Source organism: Telluria sp. ZT3P39, from assembly GCF_059685935.1.
In genome coordinates this window covers 157,232-175,871 of record NZ_JCASIH010000004.1, presented here as the reverse complement: position 1 = coordinate 175,871, position 18,640 = coordinate 157,232, and the positions used below count along the sequence as shown (strand labels likewise).

The window sequence follows — 18,640 nt, the reverse complement described above, 5'->3', positions numbered from 1 at the left end:
CAATATCCAGTTCGGGCGTGAGCAAGCCGGCTCGAAGACGCGAGTTCAAGCTCTTCGAGATCTGCCGGCCAACACCGCCGGCTAGGTCCGCTCGCGGCGGTTGGCAATCCCGAACGGCACATGCACCATTGGGATCGTCCCGCCCGGCCCGGACTGCAAATGGGTCAGTTGGTCGTCGAAGAAGATGTGCGGCCGGAACACCGACAGCACCCGGGCCTTGTCCATCCCACCCAGGAAGAAGGTCTCGTCGGCCGACACGCCCCAGCTTTGCAGCGTGGTGACCACCCGCTCGTGCGAGGGCGCGCTGCGCGCCGTGATGATCGCGATGCGCACCACCTTGCGGTAGGCCGGGTCGCGGCGCTGCGCCTCGTCCTCCAGGCGCTGCATCATGGACAGCTTCTGGAACATGTCGGCCAGCGGCCCTGGCTGGTGCGGGCGCGCCATGTGCAGCAGTTCGTGTGCATGGAATTCGTCCAGGCCGCTGCGCTTGAAGACGGTTTCCGACTCGTCGTCGGCCAGCACGCCGTCGAAGTCGAAGGCCACGCGCAACTCGGCATCGTCCTCGTCGTCGGCGATGCGCGAGGGCAGCACCAGGCCGGCCGGATAGTCCATCGCGATCGCGGACTTCACGTCCTCCTCATGCGCGCTCAGGAACAGCGACGCATTGAAGGCCGGCAGGTAAGAGTAAGGCGAACCGCCGTTCATGAAGGCCGCGCGCGAGATGTCGAGCCCATAGTGGGCGATCGAGCGCATCACGCGCAGGCCGGTCTCGGGCGAATTGCGCGACATGAGCACGACTTCGACCGGCGCCTCCTGCGGGAAGCAACGGTTGATGTTCAGGAAGCGGCGGATGAACGAGAAGGCCACGCCCTTGCCGAGGATGAGGTCGAGATGGCGCTCCTGGTAGCCGCGGTAGGCATCCGGCCCCTCGTCGATATAGACCTGGTGCGATGCCGACAGGTCGAACAGTGCGCTCGACGCCACCGCAATGACCAGTTTTTGCTCAATCTGGAAACCCATCAGTCTTCCCCTTTACGCAGTTTGTCGAATATTCGCTTTTCCTCGCCCGGGAGGGCGGCGGCGGCGCCATACGCCCCCTCGGCGCCGGCATCGAACAGCATGCGCAGCCTGGCCAGGCGGTCGCCCAGCCGCAGCGCCTGCGCCAGCGGTGGCGCGTCAAGCTGGCCGGCCTGCAGGATCGCCATGCCTACCTTCGGCGGCAGTTCCCACAAGGTGGCGATCCGCGCCGACAGGACGCGCGCGCTGTCCAGCAGGCTCAGGGCAAATGCGTCGGAGCGCGGCAGGGCTTGCGTGCCGGCGACCTGGTCGGCCAGGCGGAAGGCGACGATCAGGCCCACGTTCTGCATCAAGCCCGCCAGATAGGCTCCGAAAGCATCGGCGCCGAGCCCTGGCGCGGCCATGCCTGCGGCCTGGGCGCAGTATTCGGACTGGCTCCAGAGCTGCGGCGCCACCTGGCGCGCCAGGCGCCCGGTCTGCGCGCTGATCACGGGGCGGAAGGCGACCCGGGCCAGCAGCATGCGCAAGCCATTCTGGCCCAGCAGCATGAGCGCGCCTTCGATATTGCCGACCTTCGCCGTCGCCCCGTAGAACGGGCTGTTGACCTCACGGATGACTTCCGCCACCAGGGTCACGTCCTGTGCCACCTGACGCGCCAGGTCGGCCGGCGACATGCTGTCGTCGCGCAGGCTGCGCAGCAGTTGGGGGATGACGGCGGGCACGCGCGGCACCAGGCCTGCGGCGGACTCGGGCTGCCGCACCAGGCGGCTCAGCTCGTCCAGGATCAATTGTTCCGGCGCTTCGCCAGCATGGGCTGCGGGCCCGATCAGCCAGCGGAAAAAGCCCAGGTCCAGATCGAGGGATGGTGGCGGATTAACAACACCGGCGGCCGCCGCGGGAAGCGGATGCGTCGACGCCGGTGGGTTCGCATGAGCAGGCTGTACAGCAGGCGCGGCCTGGCCGGGGTGGGAAGATCCACCGAACCAGCGCGCAAACCAATTTTTCATAATGGATAGAAAGTCAGGCCAAGGGGCGTGACGATTCTATCCGAGTGCAGGGGAGAGGCAGGAAATTATCAGGCAGGCAATGGCGCAATGCCGAGCATTGGCCCGGGGGAGCGGTGCGAGTGGCAGGGACAGGCTGGACGCGGGCGGCCGGCTTGACACGATCGAGCGGCCTGGTCGCCGCCAGGCCTTCCCATCGCGTGCCGGCCGGGGCTCTGCCCTGTCTACCAGCGTTTTTCAGTGCCGGTTGGCGGGGGAGTCGTTGTTTGCGGAGTCGTGGTGGCAGGCGGCGGCATTGGGGTCGGCGTGGGGCTCATGACCTCGTTCGTGGTGCCGGTATTGGTGCCGCTTGCGCCCGCAGCGCCGGTGGTGCCGGTGCTGCCCGAGCTCATCGACGATCCGGTGCTCGAACTTCCGGTGCTCATTTCGGGATCGGTCGACTTGCATGCGCTGAGCGCCAGGATCATGACGCCGCCCAGCAGGGCCCCTTGCAAGGTGTTCTTCATTTGTATTCTCCTCGGTGTGGATGGGTGTCCCATCATGCGAGCAGGCCGAGGCGCGTGAAATAGGAACAAAACCTTAGCGCATGTAGGACCGGGCGTACGGCCTGATGGGAATCTCGCCTACACACGAGCTCGCTTGGCAGCGAGTGTTCTTACCGGAAACGAGCCAGCATGCGGTGCACCACCAGCGCCTTCGGGAGGGTGCGTACGTACTGCTTACGGCGTGGCTTGCTGGTGGCTTTCCAGCCAGGCCAGCAGCTCGGGCGCGGGCAGCGGCCGGCTGTAGAAATAGCCCTGGCCCTTGGCGCAGCACTGGGCCCGCACCACGTCGGCCTGCGACTGGGTTTCGATGCCTTCGGCCACGGTCTTCATGCCCAGGCTCTGCGCCACCTTCACCGTTGCCTCGATCAGCACGCGGTGGTGCTGGCTGGTATCGGCCTGGCTGACGAACGAGCGGTCGATCTTGACGGTGTCGACCGGCAGCAGGTGCAAACTCGACAGCGAGGAATAGCCGGTGCCGAAATCGTCGAGCGCCAGCTGGATGCCGAGCGCCTTGAGCTCGTGCAGGCGTTGCTGGATGCCCTGGTCTTGCGCGGCCAGGCTTTCGGTCACTTCCAGCTGCAGCTGTTCGGGCGGCATCCCGGTGAGCTCGAGGATGCGGCGCACGCCGTCTATCCAGCCGGGCTGGCCCAGCTGGGCGCGCGACAGGTTCACGGCGATCAGGCGCGGAGCGGATTCGCCAAGGCGCGCCTGCCAGTCCATGAAGTCGCGGCAGGAACGCTCCAGCACGAAGTCGCCGACCGCGCCGATCAGGCCGCATTCCTCGGCAACCGTGATGAATTCGATCGGCGGCACCACCCCGCGCTGCGGATGGCGCCAGCGCACCAGCGCCTCGACGCCGGCCGAATGGTCGGTGCCGCCGTCCGGCAGCAGGCCGACCACCGGCTGGTAAACCACGAACAGCTGTTCTTCGGCGATCGCCTGGCGCAGCTCGGCCTCGATGCCGGCGCGGTGCGCGGCGCGTTCGCGCATCGTCGTGTCGAACACCAGGTGGCGTGCGCCGCCGGCGCGCTTGGCTTCGGCCATGGCAATGCTGGCGTCGCGCAGGACTTCGTCGGCATCATGCGCGCAGCCGGCGCCCCAGGCCAGGCCCAGGCTGGTGCCGCAGACCACTTCATGGCCCTGCACGCGGTAGGGCAAGGCCAGGGTGTCGAGCAGGCGGCCGGCGACCCGCTCGGCATCCTCGCGCGAACGCATGCCGTCCAGGACCACGACGAATTCGTCGCCGCCCACGCGCGCGGCCAGCTGGCCGGTGCCGTTGAGGCTGTCGATACGGTCGCTTGGCGGGCGCAGGGCGCCGCGGATACGCTCGCCGATCTGCACCAGGAGAGCGTCGCCCGCGGCCTGGCCGAGGGTGTCGTTGATGCGGCGGAAGCGGTCGCAATTCATGAACAGCACCGCGAACTGCGAGGCCTGCAGCTCAAGACCCGGAGCCGGCCGCGCGAGCATGCGCGCGAGCTGCTCGTGCACCGCTTCGCGGTTCGGCATGCGGGTCAGCTGGTCGGTGCGGGCGGCGGTGCGCAAGCGGCGCGACAGGGTTTCGTGCTCGCGCTGCACTTCGAGCGTGGCGTCGGCCACCACCGCCATCAGGCGGTCGGCGTCGAACTTCATCAGGCTGATCGCCAGCACCTGCGGGGCGCCGGGTGCGGTCATCCCGGGCGGCAGGATGGCGCGCAGGCCTTCGCAGATCACGCCCGAGGGCCCGGGGAAGTCGCGCGCCAGCTGCGGCAGCTGGGGCGCGATCGGCGCCAGCACCGCGAACAGGTTGTCCAGGCCTTCCTCGCGCGCCAGCGGCATCAGGAGGTTCGAGGCCATCGGGTTGAGCATGTCGACCGTACCCTCGACGTTCATCTGCGCCAGCCCGATCGGGGCGCGGTAGAGGAACTGGACCAGGGCTTCGTAGGCGTCGCTCGGGTCAGGCAGCATCGCTCGTTCCTTCCGGCTGGGCCTGGGCCTGGTGGGCAGGCGCGGCCGCCAATTCGGGACGCCAGCGTTCGACGCGGTTGCGGCCGGCGCGCTTGGCGGCGTACAGGGCCTGGTCGGCGCGCTTGAGCAGCAGGTCGATCCCGCCGTCGGCATCGACCAGGCAGGCCACGCCCGCACTGACGGTATAGCGGATGCGGGCGCCCTCGAAATGCACGACCTGCGTGGCGACCAGGGAGCGCAGGCGTTCGGCCACCACCGCCGCGCGCGGCAGGTCGGTCGAGGGCAGCAGCACGGCGAATTCCTCGCCGCCGATGCGCGCGACCACGTCGACTTCGCGGAAGGTCTCGGCCAGGATCGCGGCCAGGTGCTGCAGCACGCTGTCGCCGCCCGGATGGCCGTGGCTGTCGTTGATGGCCTTGAAGTTGTCGGCATCAAACGTGATCACGGAGGTGGCGCGCGGCACCACGCGGCTGCGCGCGAGTTCCTGTTCGGCCGCCTCGAAGAAAGCGCGGCGGTTGGCCAGGCCGGTAAGGTAGTCGCCGAAGGCTTCGCGCCGGCGCCGCTCGCTCGCTTCGCGCTTGTCGGTGATGTCGCGCAGGATCAGGCAATAGGCCGGGCCGTCCGGCTCGCGGTCGGGCAGGGGCGCGATCAGGGCGCTGCCCCAGAAGCTGCTGCCGTCGGCGCGCATGCGCTTGCCTTCGTCCAGGCTCCAGCCGTCGTTGTCGGCCTCTCGCAGGCGGTCGAGCACGCGCTCGGGTGTCATCGCGTCCGGCGGGCAGAAGATCGAATAGGGCTGGCCGACGGCGTCCTCGCCGAAGCCGGTGACGCGGCCGATGCTCGCGTTCCATTCGGTGATGGCGCCCCGGGCGTCGATCGCGGCCAGCGCGTAGTCGGTGATGCCGGTCAGGATGGCGTTGAGCCAGGCATCGCTCTGGCGCAGCTGGCGCTCGCGCCGCACCTGCAGGGTGACGTCGTCGATGACGGCCATCAGGCGCTGGGCGTCGAGCTTGAGCAGGGTGATCGCCAGGATCTGGGGGGTGTTCTTGCCCGGCGAGCCGGCGTTCAGGTGCACGTGCAGGCCGTCGCAGATCTTGCCGCTCGGGCGGTCGTAGGCGCGGCACAGGTGGCGCAGTTCGGGCGCCACGGTCTCCAGCGCGGCGAACAGGTTATCGAGCCCGCCGTCGCGCGAGAGCGGCATCAGGAGCTGGGCCGAGATCGGGTTCATCATCGCGATGCCGCCATCCATATCGGCCTGCACCAGGCCGACCGGCGCCAGGTACAGGAACTGGATCAGCGCTTCATGCTCGGCGCGCAGCTGTTCGCTGTCGTCCACCTGATTGTCGACCTGGCCGCTCATGCCGGCTCAGCGCGGCTGGCGCTGCACGAGCACGTAGCGGTGCGCGCCACCCGGGCTGGCCAGCAGGCGCAGGGCCACTTTCACCGGCCGCATGCGCAAGGTCAGCACGTAGTCGATGGTGTCGTCGAGCACGGAGCCATCTTCCAGGGCGTCATCGAAGCGCTGCGCCACCATGAAGTTGTTCAGGCAGGGCGCCACGTTGGTGAACAGCGGCTGGCCCAGCACGCGCTGGGGCGACAGGCCGGCCGCCTGCGATTCGAAGGCGTTGTACAGGCGGACAGTAGTCTCGGCGTCGAAGCCGATCACGCCGAAATCGAGCGCGTCGAGCTGTTCAGGGGTGCAGTTGTCGAGCTGTGATGCCAGGTCGGCGGACGAGAACGACAAGGTGGCTGCAGGCATGAAGACTCCGGATTAGATCAGTTGATTTGAGGAAATTGATGTTGACATGCCACCAGGCGGCTTGTCAATTGTATGCGCGCCGGTTTTGACATTTTCCGTTGTCGGATGTCACTTTTGACGGAAGCGGCCCACAAGGATTGACAAGGACAGGGCGCGTGTGCGCAACCGGCGCCGGACGCGCCGCGGGAGACCTGCCGCGGCGGCAGGACTCGTCGGTTTTCGCAGTCAGGAGAGGCTAGAGGTCCACGATCATGTCGAAGCCGCCATACACCATGCGCTTGCCATCAAAAGGCATCGCTTCGGGCTTCATGAGGTCGGCCATGCGCGGGTCTTTCATGACCTTGTCATTGACCTCGTCGCGCTTCTCGCGCGATTCGTAGACGATCCACGAGAAGATCACGGTCTCCCCGTCTTCCAGGTTGACCGCCTGCGGGAAGGAGGTCAGCTTGCCCGGCTTGACGTCTTCGGCGATGCACTCGCGGAACTGCAGGGCGCCATGCTCGCGCCAGATGGCGCCGGCGCGTGCGGCGACCTCGCGGTATTTCTCGATATTCGAGGTGGGAAGGGGAAGGATGAAACCATCGACATAGGCCATGCTGATCTCCTCAGGTTGGTTGCAGAAAGCGAACCGCTCAGTGACAGACCCGGGGCAGCCCCCGGGTTCCCCGCAAGGCGCAGGGCGCTTGCGGGAACCATGGCAGGATACCCTACTAGAACAGCGGCGACGGCGCCGGCGGTGGCGGCGGCGCAACAGGGGCCGGTTCGGCCGGCATGTCTTCGGACTCATCAATCGTGTCAGGCGCTTCGGCCGGCTCGGGCTTGTCCGCTGCCTGCTCGATGTCGATGCTGCGCAGATCCGGCCGCTCGGCAAACTCGGCATAGATCCAGTCGTCGTTCTCGCGCACCACGCCTTCGGGCTCGACCTGCTCCGGCTGGGGCGCGAGCTTGGCCAGCGCCACGCGCATGTAGTCGATCCAGATCGGCAGCGCCAGCGTGGCGCCGAACTCGCGCCCGCCCAGCGAGCGCGGCTCGTCATAGCCCATCCAGGCCACCGCGACCACCTTGCCGCCGTAGCCGGCGAACCAGCCGTCGAACGCGTCGCTGGTGGTGCCGGTCTTGCCGGCGATGTCGGTGCGGCCGAGTTTTTGCACCGATGCGGCGCCGGTGCCGTAGCGGGTGACGTCGCGCAGCATGCTGTCCGCGATGAAGACGTTGCGTGCATCGAGCACCCGGTCGCCCTCCTGCCGCGCCGCCGGCTTGTTCTCCAGGATGATGCTGCCGTTGCCGTCGCGGATCTGCGCGATCAAATACGGCCTGACCCGGTAGCCGCCGTTGGCGAAGACCGCATAGGCGCCGGCCATCTGCAGCGGCGTGACGGCCCCGGTGCCCAGGGCCAGGGTCATGTTCCTGGCGTGGCGCGGCAGGTCGAAGCCGAAGCGGCCCAGGTAGTCGTGGGTGTAGTCCACGCCCAGCGCGCGCAGCAGGCGTATGGTGGTGACGTTCTTCGAATGCGCCAGCGAATAGCGCATGGTGATCGGCCCGCTGAAGACGCCGTCGTCGTTCTGCGGCGACCAGGTGGCGCCGGCGTTCTCGCCCGGCATGTCGAGTGCCGCGTCGAGGATGCGCGTGCCCGGCGAATAGCCCTTGTCGAGCGCCGCCGCATACACGAAGGGCTTGATCGCCGAACCCGGCTGGCGCCAGGCCTGGGTGACGTGGTTGAACTTCTGCAGGTTGTAGTCGAAGCCGCCGACCAGCGCGTGGTAGGCGCCGGTGTCGGCATCGATGGCGACAAAGGCCGCGGCCACCTGCGGCACCTGGGTGATTCCCCAGCCGTCCTTGCCGCGCTTGCTGACGCGGATGACCGCGCCCGGCGTGATGGCGAGCGATTCCTTGGCGGTAGGCAGAAGGGCGCGCGCCGCGAATTTCAGGCCGGCGCCTTCCAGGGTGATCTCGTCGCCGGCCAGGGTTTCAACCCGCACGACGTCGGGCGAGGCGCTGATGACCACCGCCGGCAGCAGGCCGTCGCTCGAGGGGCGCTTCTGGAGCGCCTCGACGATGGCTTCCTCTCGCTCGGCGAGGTCTTGCGGCAGCTCGATGCGCGCTTCCGGGCCGCGGTAGCCGTGGCGCTGGTCGTAGTCCATCACATTGCGGCGCACCGATTCGTAGGCCGCGTCCTGCTCGGCCTTGAGGATGGTGGTGGTCACCACGATGCCGCGCTCGTAGGCCGCTTCGCCGAACTGCGCGAACGCCGCCTGGCGCGCCAGCTCGGCCACGTAGTCGGCCCTGGTGTCGAAGGTCTGGCCGACGCGCTTGATGCGCAGCGGCTCGTCAAGGGCCTTGCGGTAATCCGGTTCGCCGATATCGCCCAGTTCATAGAGGCGCTTGAGCACCGCGTGCTGGCGCAGCTGCGCGCGTTTTGGATTCGCCACCGGGTTGTGGCGTGAGGGGTTCTGCGGCAGGCCTGCCAGCATCGCGGTTTCGGCCAGCGTGAGTTCGTCGAGCGACTTGCCGAAATAGCTGCGCGCCGCGCTGGCAAAGCCATAGGAACGGTTGCCCAGGTAGATCTGGTTCATGTACAGCTCGAGGATCTGGTCCTTGCTCAAGGCATCCTCGATGCGGTAGGCGAGGGCGATCTCGGTGAGCTTGCGCGAAATGAGCTTTTCGCGCGAGAGGAAGAAGTTGCGCGCCACCTGCATCGTGATGGTCGAGGCGCCCTGGCGGAAGCCCCCGCGCAGGTTGGAACGGGCCGCACCCGCCGCGCGGATCCAGTCGATGCCGCCGTGCTCGTAAAAGCGCGTGTCCTCGATGGCCAGCAGCGCGGCCTTCATCAGGGGCGGGACTTTCGCGATCGGCACGAAGTCGCGGCGCTCGACCCCGAATTCGCCGATCAGGACATTGTCGGCCGTATAAATACGCAGCGGGATCTTGGGACGGTAATCGGTCACCGCGTCGATCCCCGGCACGTTCGGCAGGATCGCGGACATCAGGTAGATCACGGCGCCGGCGGCGAACAGCATCACCGCGGCGAGGACCAGAAGAATGGCGTTGCGCAGGCGGCGAAGACGCTGCCCAGGCGGCCGGGCGTTGTTGTTGACTTGCTTGCTCACTACTTTGCTCTCGAGGTAAGGCCGGTGCTGCAGGTGGCCGTCGGTCCCAATTTTACCCCCTTAAACCGCTTTCATTCCATTTCGGCATGTGCGATAGTCACGGATTCAGCCCCCTCTAAGTTTGCATTCCGAAGGAAGCCCATGCCCTACGATCCACCACCCGATCACGCCGCGGCCGCGTTCAAGCCCTATATTCCGGCCAGCGCGCAACTGCCCGAGATGACGCTGCGCGCCCTGCTCATGGGCGTGGTGCTGGGGATGATCTTCGGCGCGTCCTCGCTCTACCTGGTGCTGAAGGTCGGGCTGACGGTCAGCGCCTCGATTCCCGTCGCGGTCATCGCGATCACCCTGTTCCACACCGCGAAGAAGTTCGGCGCGCGCGAATCGACCATCCTGGAGAACAGCATCACCCAGACCGCCGGGTCGGCCGGCGAGTCGCTGGCCTTCGGCCTGGGCGTGACCATGCCGGCGATTATGATCCTCGGCTTCGACCTGGAAATCTCGCGCGTCATGCTGGTGGGCGTGCTGGGCGGCCTGTTGGGCATCCTGATGATGATCCCGATGCGCCGCACCATGATCGTCGATGCACACCGCGAACTGAAATACCCGGAAGGCACGGCCTGCGCCGAAGTGCTCAAGGCCGCGGCCACCGAGACCTCGCGCGAAGCGGCCGGCGAGGTGCGCGAAGCCGGGTCAAGCGCGGCCCGCGACGCCAAGCGCCGCGCCATGATCATCTTCGGGGGCTTCGGCATCGGCCTGCTGTACAAGACCCTGAGCGTGTCGTTCAAGGGCTGGCGCGATTACGTCAACTTCGAATTCGCCGCGCCGCTCAAGGGCGGCTCGGCCGGCGCCGAAGTCTCGCCCGAACTGCTGGGCGTGGGCTATATCATCGGCCCGCGCATCGCCTTCACCATGGCGGCGGGCGGCGTGCTGTCCTATCTGCTCTTGATCCCGATGATCAAGTTCTTCGGCGAGCTGATGACCGTGCCGCTGTCGCCGGGAACGATGCTCATCAAGGACATGGGCCCGGACGACATCCGCAACGCCTATGTGCTCTACATCGGCGCCGGGGCAGTCGCCGCGGGCGGCCTGATCTCGCTGGTGCGCTCGATGCCGACCATCTGGAAGGGGCTCACCGGGGGCCTGTCCGGCATGGGTAAAGCCAGGAACGGCGCTGCAGCTTCGTCCAATGGCCCGGTCCTGCGCACCGACCAGGACATCCCGCTCAAGTGGGTCGTGATCGGCTGCCTGGCCATCATCGCCATCATCACGGTGGCGACCCCGCTGCACATGAACTTCCTGGGTGCTTTGCTGATCCTGGTGTTCGGCTTCCTGTTCGCGACCGTGTCCTCGCGCCTGACCGGCGAAGTCGGTTCCTCGTCGAACCCGATTTCGGGCATGGCCGTGGCCACGCTGCTGTTCACCTGCCTGATCTTCCTGCTCATGGGCTGGACCGGCGGCCAGTATTACGTCACCGCGCTGTCGGTGGGCGCGATCGTCTGCATCGCCGCCAGCAACGCCGGCACCACCTCGCAAGACCTGAAGACCGGCTACCTGGTCGGCTCGACCCCGCGCATGCAGCAATATGCGATCCTGTGCGGCGCCTTCGCCTCGGCCCTGATCCTGGGACCGATCCTGCTCAAGCTCAACGACGCGGGCACGGTCTATGTACCGGCGGCCCAGGTGGCCCCGGGCATCACGGTCGATGCCTCGAAGCTGACCCAGACCGCGCAGCTGCAGGGCCCGCAGGCGGCGCTTGACGCCAATACCTACAAGGTCTGGCAAAAGCGCGATACCGTCGGCGGCCCGGCCGGCAAATACCTGGTGACGAACGAGGGCAAGCTGGCCTATCTGGTCGACCCGGGCATCAACGGCACCCACAAGACCCGTCCCGACGGCACCGAGGTGAAGAAGTACGATGCGCCCAAGGCGGTGCTGATGTCCTACATCATCAAGGGCATTCTCGACCAGGAACTGCCCTGGACCCTGGTGCTGTTCGGCGTGATGATCTCGGTGGTGCTGGAGATGGCGGGCGTGCAGGCGCTGGCCTTTTCGGTGGGCGTCTACCTGCCGCTGGTCTCGACGCTGCCGATCGCGGTCGGCGGCATGGTGCGCTGGCTGGCCGACCGCCGCAACGACAAGCTGCCGCAGAACCAGGCGATGAACGCCGAGGAGCGCCAGGCAGCGGGCGACCGCAGCTCCGGCACGCTGCTGGCTTCCGGCTATATCGCCGGCGGCGCGCTGGCCGGCATCATCATCGCCATCACCGCCGGCGTGCTGACCGATTTCGACAGCACCATGGTGAAATGGGCGGAGGCATCGAACCCCTTCTTCGCGGGAGAGAGCGCGAACCTGCTGACCCTGATCCCGTATGCGCTGATCATCGCCATCCTGTACTGGGTGGCTAGAGAAAAAGCGAAGCGATAAGAGAAGGGCCCGGAAATCCCGGGCCCTTGTTTTTCGTAGGGTGGGCGGGTCCTCCCGCCCCCGAGTTCAACCGGTCCGTGATCAGATGAACGCGAGATCGTGATGGCGAACGACATCGTCCAGCCATTCATCCGTATGCCCGAACCGGTACCCCAGCGCCTTCGCCCGCGACGTATCCAGCACCAGCGGCTGTGAAAAATCAAACGGCGACAACACCCCCGCCTGCGCCGCTTCCGCTACCTTGACGGAACGAGGCGCCTCATCCAGCACCCGCGCCACCCGCGCATGCACATCCAGCGCCGACAGTGCCCCGTCGTCGCCCGCATTCACCGCGCCCACGAATTCCTGCGCCCCCGCCCACGCCAGGAAGTCCGCCGCGCTGGAGGCCTCCATGAACGACACCTTCGCCGCCGCATTCGCATAGCGCAGGGGAGCGCGCAGGCGCACCAGGTCCACGTAGTGCGCCAGCCGGCCGGTAAAGTCTTCCGGCCCGCCCAGCACGTGGGCCAGGCGCACCGTCGCCACCGGCAGGCTGCCGTCGCGCACCAGGTAGGCCTCGGCCTGCACCTTGCCCGCGACATAGCTGTCGGTGGCCAGTGCCGGGTCGTGCCAGGGGTAAGCCGTATCGATCCTTTGCGCCCGCACCTGCAGGTCGTCTTCACGCAAGGCCGCATCGGACGGCGCCAGTCCGCGGTAGGCATCGATGGTCGAGGTCATGACATAGCGCTTGATCTTCCCGGCGAAGACGCGCACCGAGATGGCGGCGTCCAGCGGCGAATAGCACATCTGGTCGTAGACCAGATCGAAGGAGGCATCGCGGAAGGCGTTGCGCATCGCAGCTTCGCTACGGCGGTCGACCCGCACCCGCGTGATACGGTCGCCGAAAGGGTCGGGCGCATAGCCGCGCGTGGCGATGGTCACGCGGTGGCCGGCGCGCAGCAGGCGCTGGACCAGGAGCTTGCCGAAGAACCGGGTACCGCCAATCACCAACGTATTCTTGTGCATGACTTTTCCTTGTAGGATCGAGTATATTTTCTGCAAAGCAGCAAAATCCATCAACCGAGAAAAACTCATGGCATTGAATAAGAAAAACTTATGCATGGAGGCGCCATGAAGCCGCTACGCAGCTTGTCCGGCCTGATTGACTTCGATTGCGCCGCCCGTTGGGGCAGCTTCAAGCTGGCCGCGCAAGAGCTGCATAAGACCCCGGCGGCGGTCAGCCTGCAGGTCAAGCAGCTCGAGGAGAACGTCGGCTTCGCGCTGTTCGTGCGCCATCCGCGCCATATCTCTCTCACCGAAAAGGGCCAGGAGCTGGCGATTGCCACTTCCCGCATGCTGGGCGACCTGCGCGCCAAGGTCGCGGCGCTCCAGTGCGGCGACGAGGAAGCGGTGCTGCGCATCTCGACCACGCATTCCTTCGCCATCAAGTGGCTGGTGCCGCGCATGCACCGCTTCACCAAGCTGTATCCGGAACTCGACATCCGCATCGATTCGAACGACGCTCCGGTCGACCTGCAGGCCGACAGCACCGACGTGGCGGTGCGCTACGGGCCGGTGAGCGACGGCGACCCCTCGGTGCTGTTCCACGAGCGGCTGGTGCCGGTGTACAGCCCGGAGCTGCTGGCGCCCGGCCAGGAAGCCTTGACCCTGGCCGACCTGCCGCAGCATAGCCTGCTGGTGGTGCAGTCGCCCGAAGCCTGGCTGCAGCTGCTCAACGAGAACCGCGCGCTCAAGGGCAAGTACGATTTCTCGCGCGGCTACACCCACTGGGGCGTGCTGGTGCAGGCGGCGGTGGCGGGGCAGGGCGTGGCCCTGGTGCCCTACGGGATCGCCTTCCAGGACATCGAATCGGGCGCGCTGCGCCAGATACCCTGCCGCAGCGCGCCTTTTGGGAACGGCTACCGCTTCCTTGCCAACCCGCACAAGCAGCACATGCTCAAGGTGCAGCGTTTCCGGAAGTGGATGGTGGCGGAGATGGATGCCTTGCGGGCGACGATGGCGCCGGACGGCGGACAATGAAAAACGGCGGCCCGCAGGCCGCCGTTTTCATTGATACGCAAGACGATTACTTCACGCCGTGCATCAGTTTCTGGATCAGCGGTGCGAGCAGGAACAGCAGCACGCCGCCGACCAGCAGGATCCAGAAGCCCGAGGTGTAGCCGTCCAGCGCCGAGGCCACCGACATGCCGGCATCGCCCGAGACGTGCGAGGCGAAGATGCCCGACAGGTTGTTGCCGATACCGGTCGACAGGAACCAGCCGCCCATGCCCAGGCCCACCAGGCGGGTAGGAGCGAGCTTGGTGACCATCGACAGGCCGATCGGCGACAGGCACAGTTCACCGATCGACTGGATCGTGTACACGGCCAGCAGGGTCCAGGCCGGGATCTGGCCGACCGGGTCCAGCAGCTGCGACAGCGCGTACATCAGCAGGCCGAAGGCCAAGCCGTTGATGATGATGCCCAGGCCGAATTTGCGCGGGATCGACGGGTTGACGTTGCGCTTGCCCAGCATGACCCAGACTGCGGCAATGATCGGCGCGAAGATGATGATCGCGACGGCGTTGACCGACTGGAAGTAGGCGACCGGGATCGAGAAGCCCAGGAAGTCGCGGTTCACGATCTGGTCGGCCAGGAAGGTGAACGAGCTGCCGGCCTGCTCGAAGAAGCACCAGAACAGGATGTTGAAGAAGAAGATGATCATCATGGCGATGGTCTTGTCGCGCGCGACCTTGCCTTCGCGGACGCCTTCGACGATCAGCATCAGCGCCAGGATCACGAACATCACCGACAGCACGATCTGCAGGGTAGCGGCGCCAAGGCGCAGCAGCATGTAGACCACGGGGATGACGACCAGGGCGCCGACGATCACGCCGATCAGGCGCTTCGGGCTGGCCAGTTCGCCGACCGGGGCGCCGATGCCCTTGAGCTGCTTGCGGCCGATGAAGAACCAGACCAGTGCCAGCAGCATGCCGACACCTGCAGCGGCGAACACCACCTTGTAGGCCGGGGTCGTGCCGTCGCCGAATTCCTGCGCCAGCAGGCCGGTCACGATCGGCGCGAAGAAGGCGCCGGCGTTGATGCCCATGTAGAAGATCGTGAAGCCGGAGTCGCGGCGCGTGTCGTGCAGCGAATACAGCTGGCCGACCATGGCCGAGATGTTCGGCTTGAACATGCCGTTACCGACGATGATGGTCGCGAGGCCGAGCTTGAAGATATCTTCGTTCGGCAGCGTGATCATGAACAGGCCGGCCGCCATGAAGACGGCGCCGACCAGGATCGAGCGCTGATAGCCGATGACGCGGTCGGCGACATAGCCGCCGAACACTGCGCCGGCGTACACCAGCGCGAGGTAGGAACCGTAAATCAGGTTGGCGTCGGCCTGGCCGACGGCGTCGCCGCCGTGGAACTGGGCGACGATGTAGAGCACGAGGGCCCAACGGATGCCGTAGAAAGCGAAGCGCTCCCAGAACTCCGTCATGAACAGCATCCACAGTGGCGCCGGGTGGCCCATGATCTGTTTGAATTCTGGAATGGCCTTATTGCCAGGTGTAGCAGCTGCACCGCTCATGCGGGTCCTCCCGAAATAGTTATCTGAATAGACGTTTTTTTACTGGAGCGATCGGTTGCCCGAAAATTCCAACTGGCACGCATTTTAGTGTAAATCGGTCATCGCAAGCGAACTTTTTCGGGTTGTGGTATTGACGGTCCAAATTGGTGCGGAAGCCGCCGCGATCTACCCTTGTGCGATGCCGGCGTATTGCCTCTATCGTGGGGGCAAAACCTTGCGCTTTGGCGTATATTGGTAGCCAGCCACACCGTTTCATCGCCAGATAGGGAAAACAAAATCATGACCCATGAAGTAGTCGATATCCTCATTTCTCCGGAAGGCCGCCTCGAAGTCCTGTCGAAAGCAGAAGTCACCAAGCTCCTGGACACCAGCAAGGGCGGTTTGTACGATATTTTCCGCAAGTGCGCACTTGCAGTGCTCAATAGCGGCAGTTCGATCGACGACGGCAAGGAGCTGCTGGAACGCTACCGCAGTTTCGACATCAGCATCCTGCAGCGCGAACGCGGCATCAAGCTCGATATCCGCGGTGCTCCCGCCATCGCCTTCGTCGACGGCAAAATGATCCGCGGTATCCACGAGCACCTGTTTTCGGTGCTGCGCGATATCGTCTATGTCCATTTCGAAGTGACCGACAATCCGCGCTTCGATTTGAATCGCCCGGACGGCATCACCGACGCCGTATTCCATATCCTGCGCAATGCGAACGTGCTGCAGCCGCAGCGCAGCCCGAACCTGGTAGTGTGCTGGGGCGGACACTCGATCAGCCGCATCGAATACAACTACACGAAAGAAGTCGGCTATGCGCTGGGCCTGCGCGAGCTCGATATCTGCACCGGCTGCGGTCCCGGCGCCATGAAAGGGCCGATGAAAGGCGCGGCGATCGGCCACTCCAAGCAGCGCATGAGCGGCGGGCGCTATCTCGGGATTTCCGAGCCGGGCATCATCGCGGCCGAATCGCCCAACCCGATCGTGAACGACCTGGTGATCATGCCCGACATCGAAAAGCGCCTGGAAGCCTTCGTGCGCACGGGCCACGGCATCGTCGTGTTCCCGGGCGGCGCGGGCACGGCCGAGGAGATCCTGTATATCCTCGGTATCCTGCTGCATCCGGAAAACGCCGAAACGCCTTTCCCGCTCATCTTCACGGGTCCGGCGACCTCGCGCGCGTATTTCGACCAGATCGACCAGTTCATCGGGCTGACCCTCGGGCCGGCGGCGCAGCGCCGCTACAAGATCATCATCGACGATCCGGCACAAGTGGCCAGGGAGATGTCCGCCGGGATTACCGAAGTACGGGCCTTCCGCAAGGCGCACAGCGACGCCTATTACTTCAACTGGCGGCTCAAGATCGACCCGGAATTCCAGAAGCCGTTCCGCCCGACCCACGAGAACATGCGCAACCTGAAACTGCACCGCAACCAGGAGGCGCACGTGCTGGCCGCGAACCTGCGCCGCGCGTTCTCCGGCATCGTTGCCGGCAACGTGAAGGAAGAGGGCATCCGCGCGATCGAGCAGTTCGGCAAGTACGAGATCCAGGGCGAGAGCGCGATCATGGGACCGATGGATGCGCTGCTGGCGTCGTTTGTCGAGCAGAGCCGCATGAAGTTGCCGGGGAAGGCGTATACGCCTTGTTATACGGTGGTCCAGTAAAACAAAAAGGCGGCCCTGCTCGCGCGGGCCGCCTTTCTTATGAACAGGGCGTCTGCACGCCCCTGGATCAGTCTTCCTTGCGCAGATGCGGGAACAGCAGCACGTCGCGAATGTTCGGCGAGTCGGTAATCAGCATCATCAAGCGGTCGATGCCGATGCCGCAGCCGCCAGCCGGCGGCATGCCGTATTCCAGCGCGCGGATGTAGTCGGCATCGAAGAACATCGCTTCTTCGTCGCCCGCATCCTTGGCGGCCACCTGGGCCAGGAAGCGCGCGGCCTGGTCTTCCGGATCGTTCAGCTCCGAGAAGCCGTTGGCGATCTCGCGGCCGACCATGAACAGCTCGAAGCGCTCGGTGATGCCTTCACGCGCGTCCGAGGCGCGCGCCAGCGGCGAGACTTCGACCGGATAGTCGATGATGAAGGTCGGTTCCCACAGCAGGGCTTCGGCGGTTTCTTCGAACAGCGACAGCTGCAGCGAACCGAGACCCGCGGTGGCGAAAGGCTTGACGCCGAATTTCTTCAGTTCCGCCTTGATGAACTCCGGATCGTTCAGCTGCTCCGGCGTATAGCCCGGCGCATACTTGTCGATCGCTTCGACGATGGTCAGGCGCTGGAAAGGCTTGGACAGGTCGAGCTCACGGCCGCCATAGCTCAAGACAGCGCTGCCGTTCGAATCGATGGCCGCCTGGCGGATCACCTGCTCGGTGAAGTTCATTATCCACTTGTAGTCGGTATAGGCCGCATAGAATTCCATCATCGTGAATTCCGGATTGTGACGGACCGACACGCCTTCGTTGCGGAAGTTGCGGTTGACCTCGAACACGCGGTCGAAGCCGCCCACCACCAGGCGCTTCAGGTAGAGCTCGGGCGCGATGCGCAGGTACATTTCCATGTCCAGCGCGTTGTGGTGGGTGACGAAAGGCTTGGCCGCGGCGCCGCCCGGGATCGGGTGCAGCATCGGGGTCTCGACTTCCATGAAGCCGTGTTCTTCCATGAAGCGGCGCATCGACGACATCGCGGCGGTACGCGCCTTGAAGGTGCGGCGCGTCTCTTCGTTCATGATCAGGTCGACGTAGCGCTGGCGGTACTTGGTCTCCTGGTCGGCCAGGCCGTGGAACTTGTCCGGGAGCGGGCGCAGGGCCTTGGCGATCAGGCGCAGCTTGGTGACCTTGACAGTCAGCTCGTCGACCTTGGTCTTGAAGAGCAGGCCCTCGATGCCGAGGATGTCGCCCAGGTCATAGGTGCGCAGCGCATCCATGGCGGCTTCGCCGGCGGAATCGAGCGTGACGTAGATCTGGATGCGGCCGGAAGCGGCCGGGCCCGAGCTGTCCTGCAAGGTAGCGAAGGCCGCCTTCTTGCCCGCTTCGCGGCGCAGCATCATGCGGCCGGCCATCACCACGGGAATCGGCTCGGCTTCGAGTTCTTCGCGGGTCTTGCCCTCATAGCTCGCGACCAGGTCGGCAGCCTTGTGCTGGGGGACGAAGTCGTTCGGGAAGGCGATGCCCTGCTGGCGGATGGTGGCCAGCTTGGCGCGGCGCTCGGCCATGATCTTGTTTTCGTCGAACGCAGGTAGCTGCGACTGGTCTTGGTTTTCCGTAGTCATGATTGGATAGCAGTGTTAG

The 18,640-nt window shown here is 65.7% G+C and carries 14 protein-coding genes; 3 read left to right on the top strand and 11 right to left on the bottom strand.

Translation table 11 applies throughout. The features are described from left to right. Positions 1-81: 81 nt before the first annotated feature. The 8 genes from AC56LR_RS06450 to AC56LR_RS06415 all read right to left on the bottom strand — a co-directional run bounded on the left by AC56LR_RS06450 (position 82) and on the right by AC56LR_RS06415 (position 9,283). Positions 82-1,020, bottom strand: coding sequence for a 5'-nucleotidase (locus AC56LR_RS06450; RefSeq protein WP_497128738.1), 939 nt, complete (start codon positions 1,018-1,020; stop codon positions 82-84). Then, positions 1,020-2,024: an HDOD domain-containing protein gene (locus tag AC56LR_RS06445; protein WP_497128736.1), complete on the bottom strand. Its 1,005-nt coding sequence runs from the start codon at positions 2,022-2,024 to the stop codon at positions 1,020-1,022. Before AC56LR_RS06445 ends, AC56LR_RS06450 begins: the two co-directional genes overlap by 1 nt. 221 nt (positions 2,025-2,245) lie before the next feature. Continuing rightward, positions 2,246-2,527, bottom strand: coding sequence for a hypothetical protein (locus tag AC56LR_RS06440; protein ID WP_497128734.1), 282 nt, complete (start codon positions 2,525-2,527; stop codon positions 2,246-2,248). A 213-nt stretch (positions 2,528-2,740) separates the two neighbouring features. Then, the gene (locus AC56LR_RS06435) at positions 2,741-4,510 is read right to left on the bottom strand and encodes a putative bifunctional diguanylate cyclase/phosphodiesterase (protein WP_497128732.1); all 1,770 of its coding nucleotides are present in this window, start codon (positions 4,508-4,510) and stop codon (positions 2,741-2,743) included. Further along, entirely contained in the window at positions 4,500-5,867 is a 1,368-nt protein-coding gene (locus AC56LR_RS06430) for a GGDEF domain-containing protein (protein WP_497128730.1), read from the bottom strand. The genes AC56LR_RS06435 and AC56LR_RS06430 overlap by 11 nt, the downstream gene beginning before the upstream one ends. A 6-nt stretch (positions 5,868-5,873) precedes the next feature. Beyond that, a complete protein-coding gene (locus AC56LR_RS06425) occupies positions 5,874-6,266 on the bottom strand; it encodes a PAS domain-containing protein (protein ID WP_497128728.1) in 393 nt (130 codons plus the stop codon). Between the two features lie 235 nt (positions 6,267-6,501). Continuing rightward, positions 6,502-6,861 (bottom strand): DUF1428 domain-containing protein, encoded by a 360-nt coding sequence (locus tag AC56LR_RS06420; protein ID WP_497128726.1) that lies wholly within the window; start codon positions 6,859-6,861, stop codon positions 6,502-6,504. Positions 6,862-6,976: 115 nt separating this feature from the next. Beyond that, positions 6,977-9,283: a penicillin-binding protein 1A gene (locus AC56LR_RS06415; RefSeq protein ID WP_497128964.1), complete on the bottom strand. Its 2,307-nt coding sequence runs from the start codon at positions 9,281-9,283 to the stop codon at positions 6,977-6,979. Between the two features lie 231 nt (positions 9,284-9,514). Here AC56LR_RS06415 and AC56LR_RS06410 point away from each other — a divergent pair, with 231 nt between their 5' ends. Beyond that, a complete protein-coding gene (locus tag AC56LR_RS06410) occupies positions 9,515-11,800 on the top strand; it encodes an OPT family oligopeptide transporter (RefSeq protein WP_497128725.1) in 2,286 nt (761 codons plus the stop codon). A gap of 81 nt (positions 11,801-11,881) precedes the next feature. On the opposite strand, the gene AC56LR_RS06405 is transcribed toward AC56LR_RS06410, so the two are convergent. After that, positions 11,882-12,805: an NAD-dependent epimerase/dehydratase family protein gene (locus tag AC56LR_RS06405; RefSeq protein ID WP_497128723.1), complete on the bottom strand. Its 924-nt coding sequence runs from the start codon at positions 12,803-12,805 to the stop codon at positions 11,882-11,884. Between the two features lie 105 nt (positions 12,806-12,910). On the opposite strand from AC56LR_RS06405, the gene AC56LR_RS06400 reads away from it, so the two are divergent. Beyond that, positions 12,911-13,819 carry a LysR substrate-binding domain-containing protein gene (locus tag AC56LR_RS06400; protein WP_497128721.1) on the top strand — a complete coding sequence of 303 codons (909 nt, stop codon included), beginning with the start codon at positions 12,911-12,913 and terminating at the stop codon, positions 13,817-13,819. Positions 13,820-13,865: 46 nt separating this feature from the next. Here AC56LR_RS06400 and AC56LR_RS06395 read toward each other — a convergent pair whose 3' ends face one another. Further along, complete coding sequence (locus AC56LR_RS06395) at positions 13,866-15,368, bottom strand: peptide MFS transporter (protein ID WP_497128719.1); 1,503 nt, start codon at positions 15,366-15,368, stop codon at positions 13,866-13,868. Between the two features lie 279 nt (positions 15,369-15,647). Here AC56LR_RS06395 and ppnN point away from each other — a divergent pair, with 279 nt between their 5' ends. After that, positions 15,648-17,018 (top strand): nucleotide 5'-monophosphate nucleosidase PpnN, encoded by a 1,371-nt coding sequence (gene ppnN / locus AC56LR_RS06390; RefSeq protein WP_497128717.1) that lies wholly within the window; start codon positions 15,648-15,650, stop codon positions 17,016-17,018. Positions 17,019-17,085: 67 nt separating this feature from the next. Here the strand turns inward: ppnN and lysS are convergent, their stop codons facing one another. After that, a complete protein-coding gene (gene lysS, locus AC56LR_RS06385) occupies positions 17,086-18,621 on the bottom strand; it encodes a lysine--tRNA ligase (protein WP_497128715.1) in 1,536 nt (511 codons plus the stop codon). Positions 18,622-18,640: the final 19 nt, after the last annotated feature.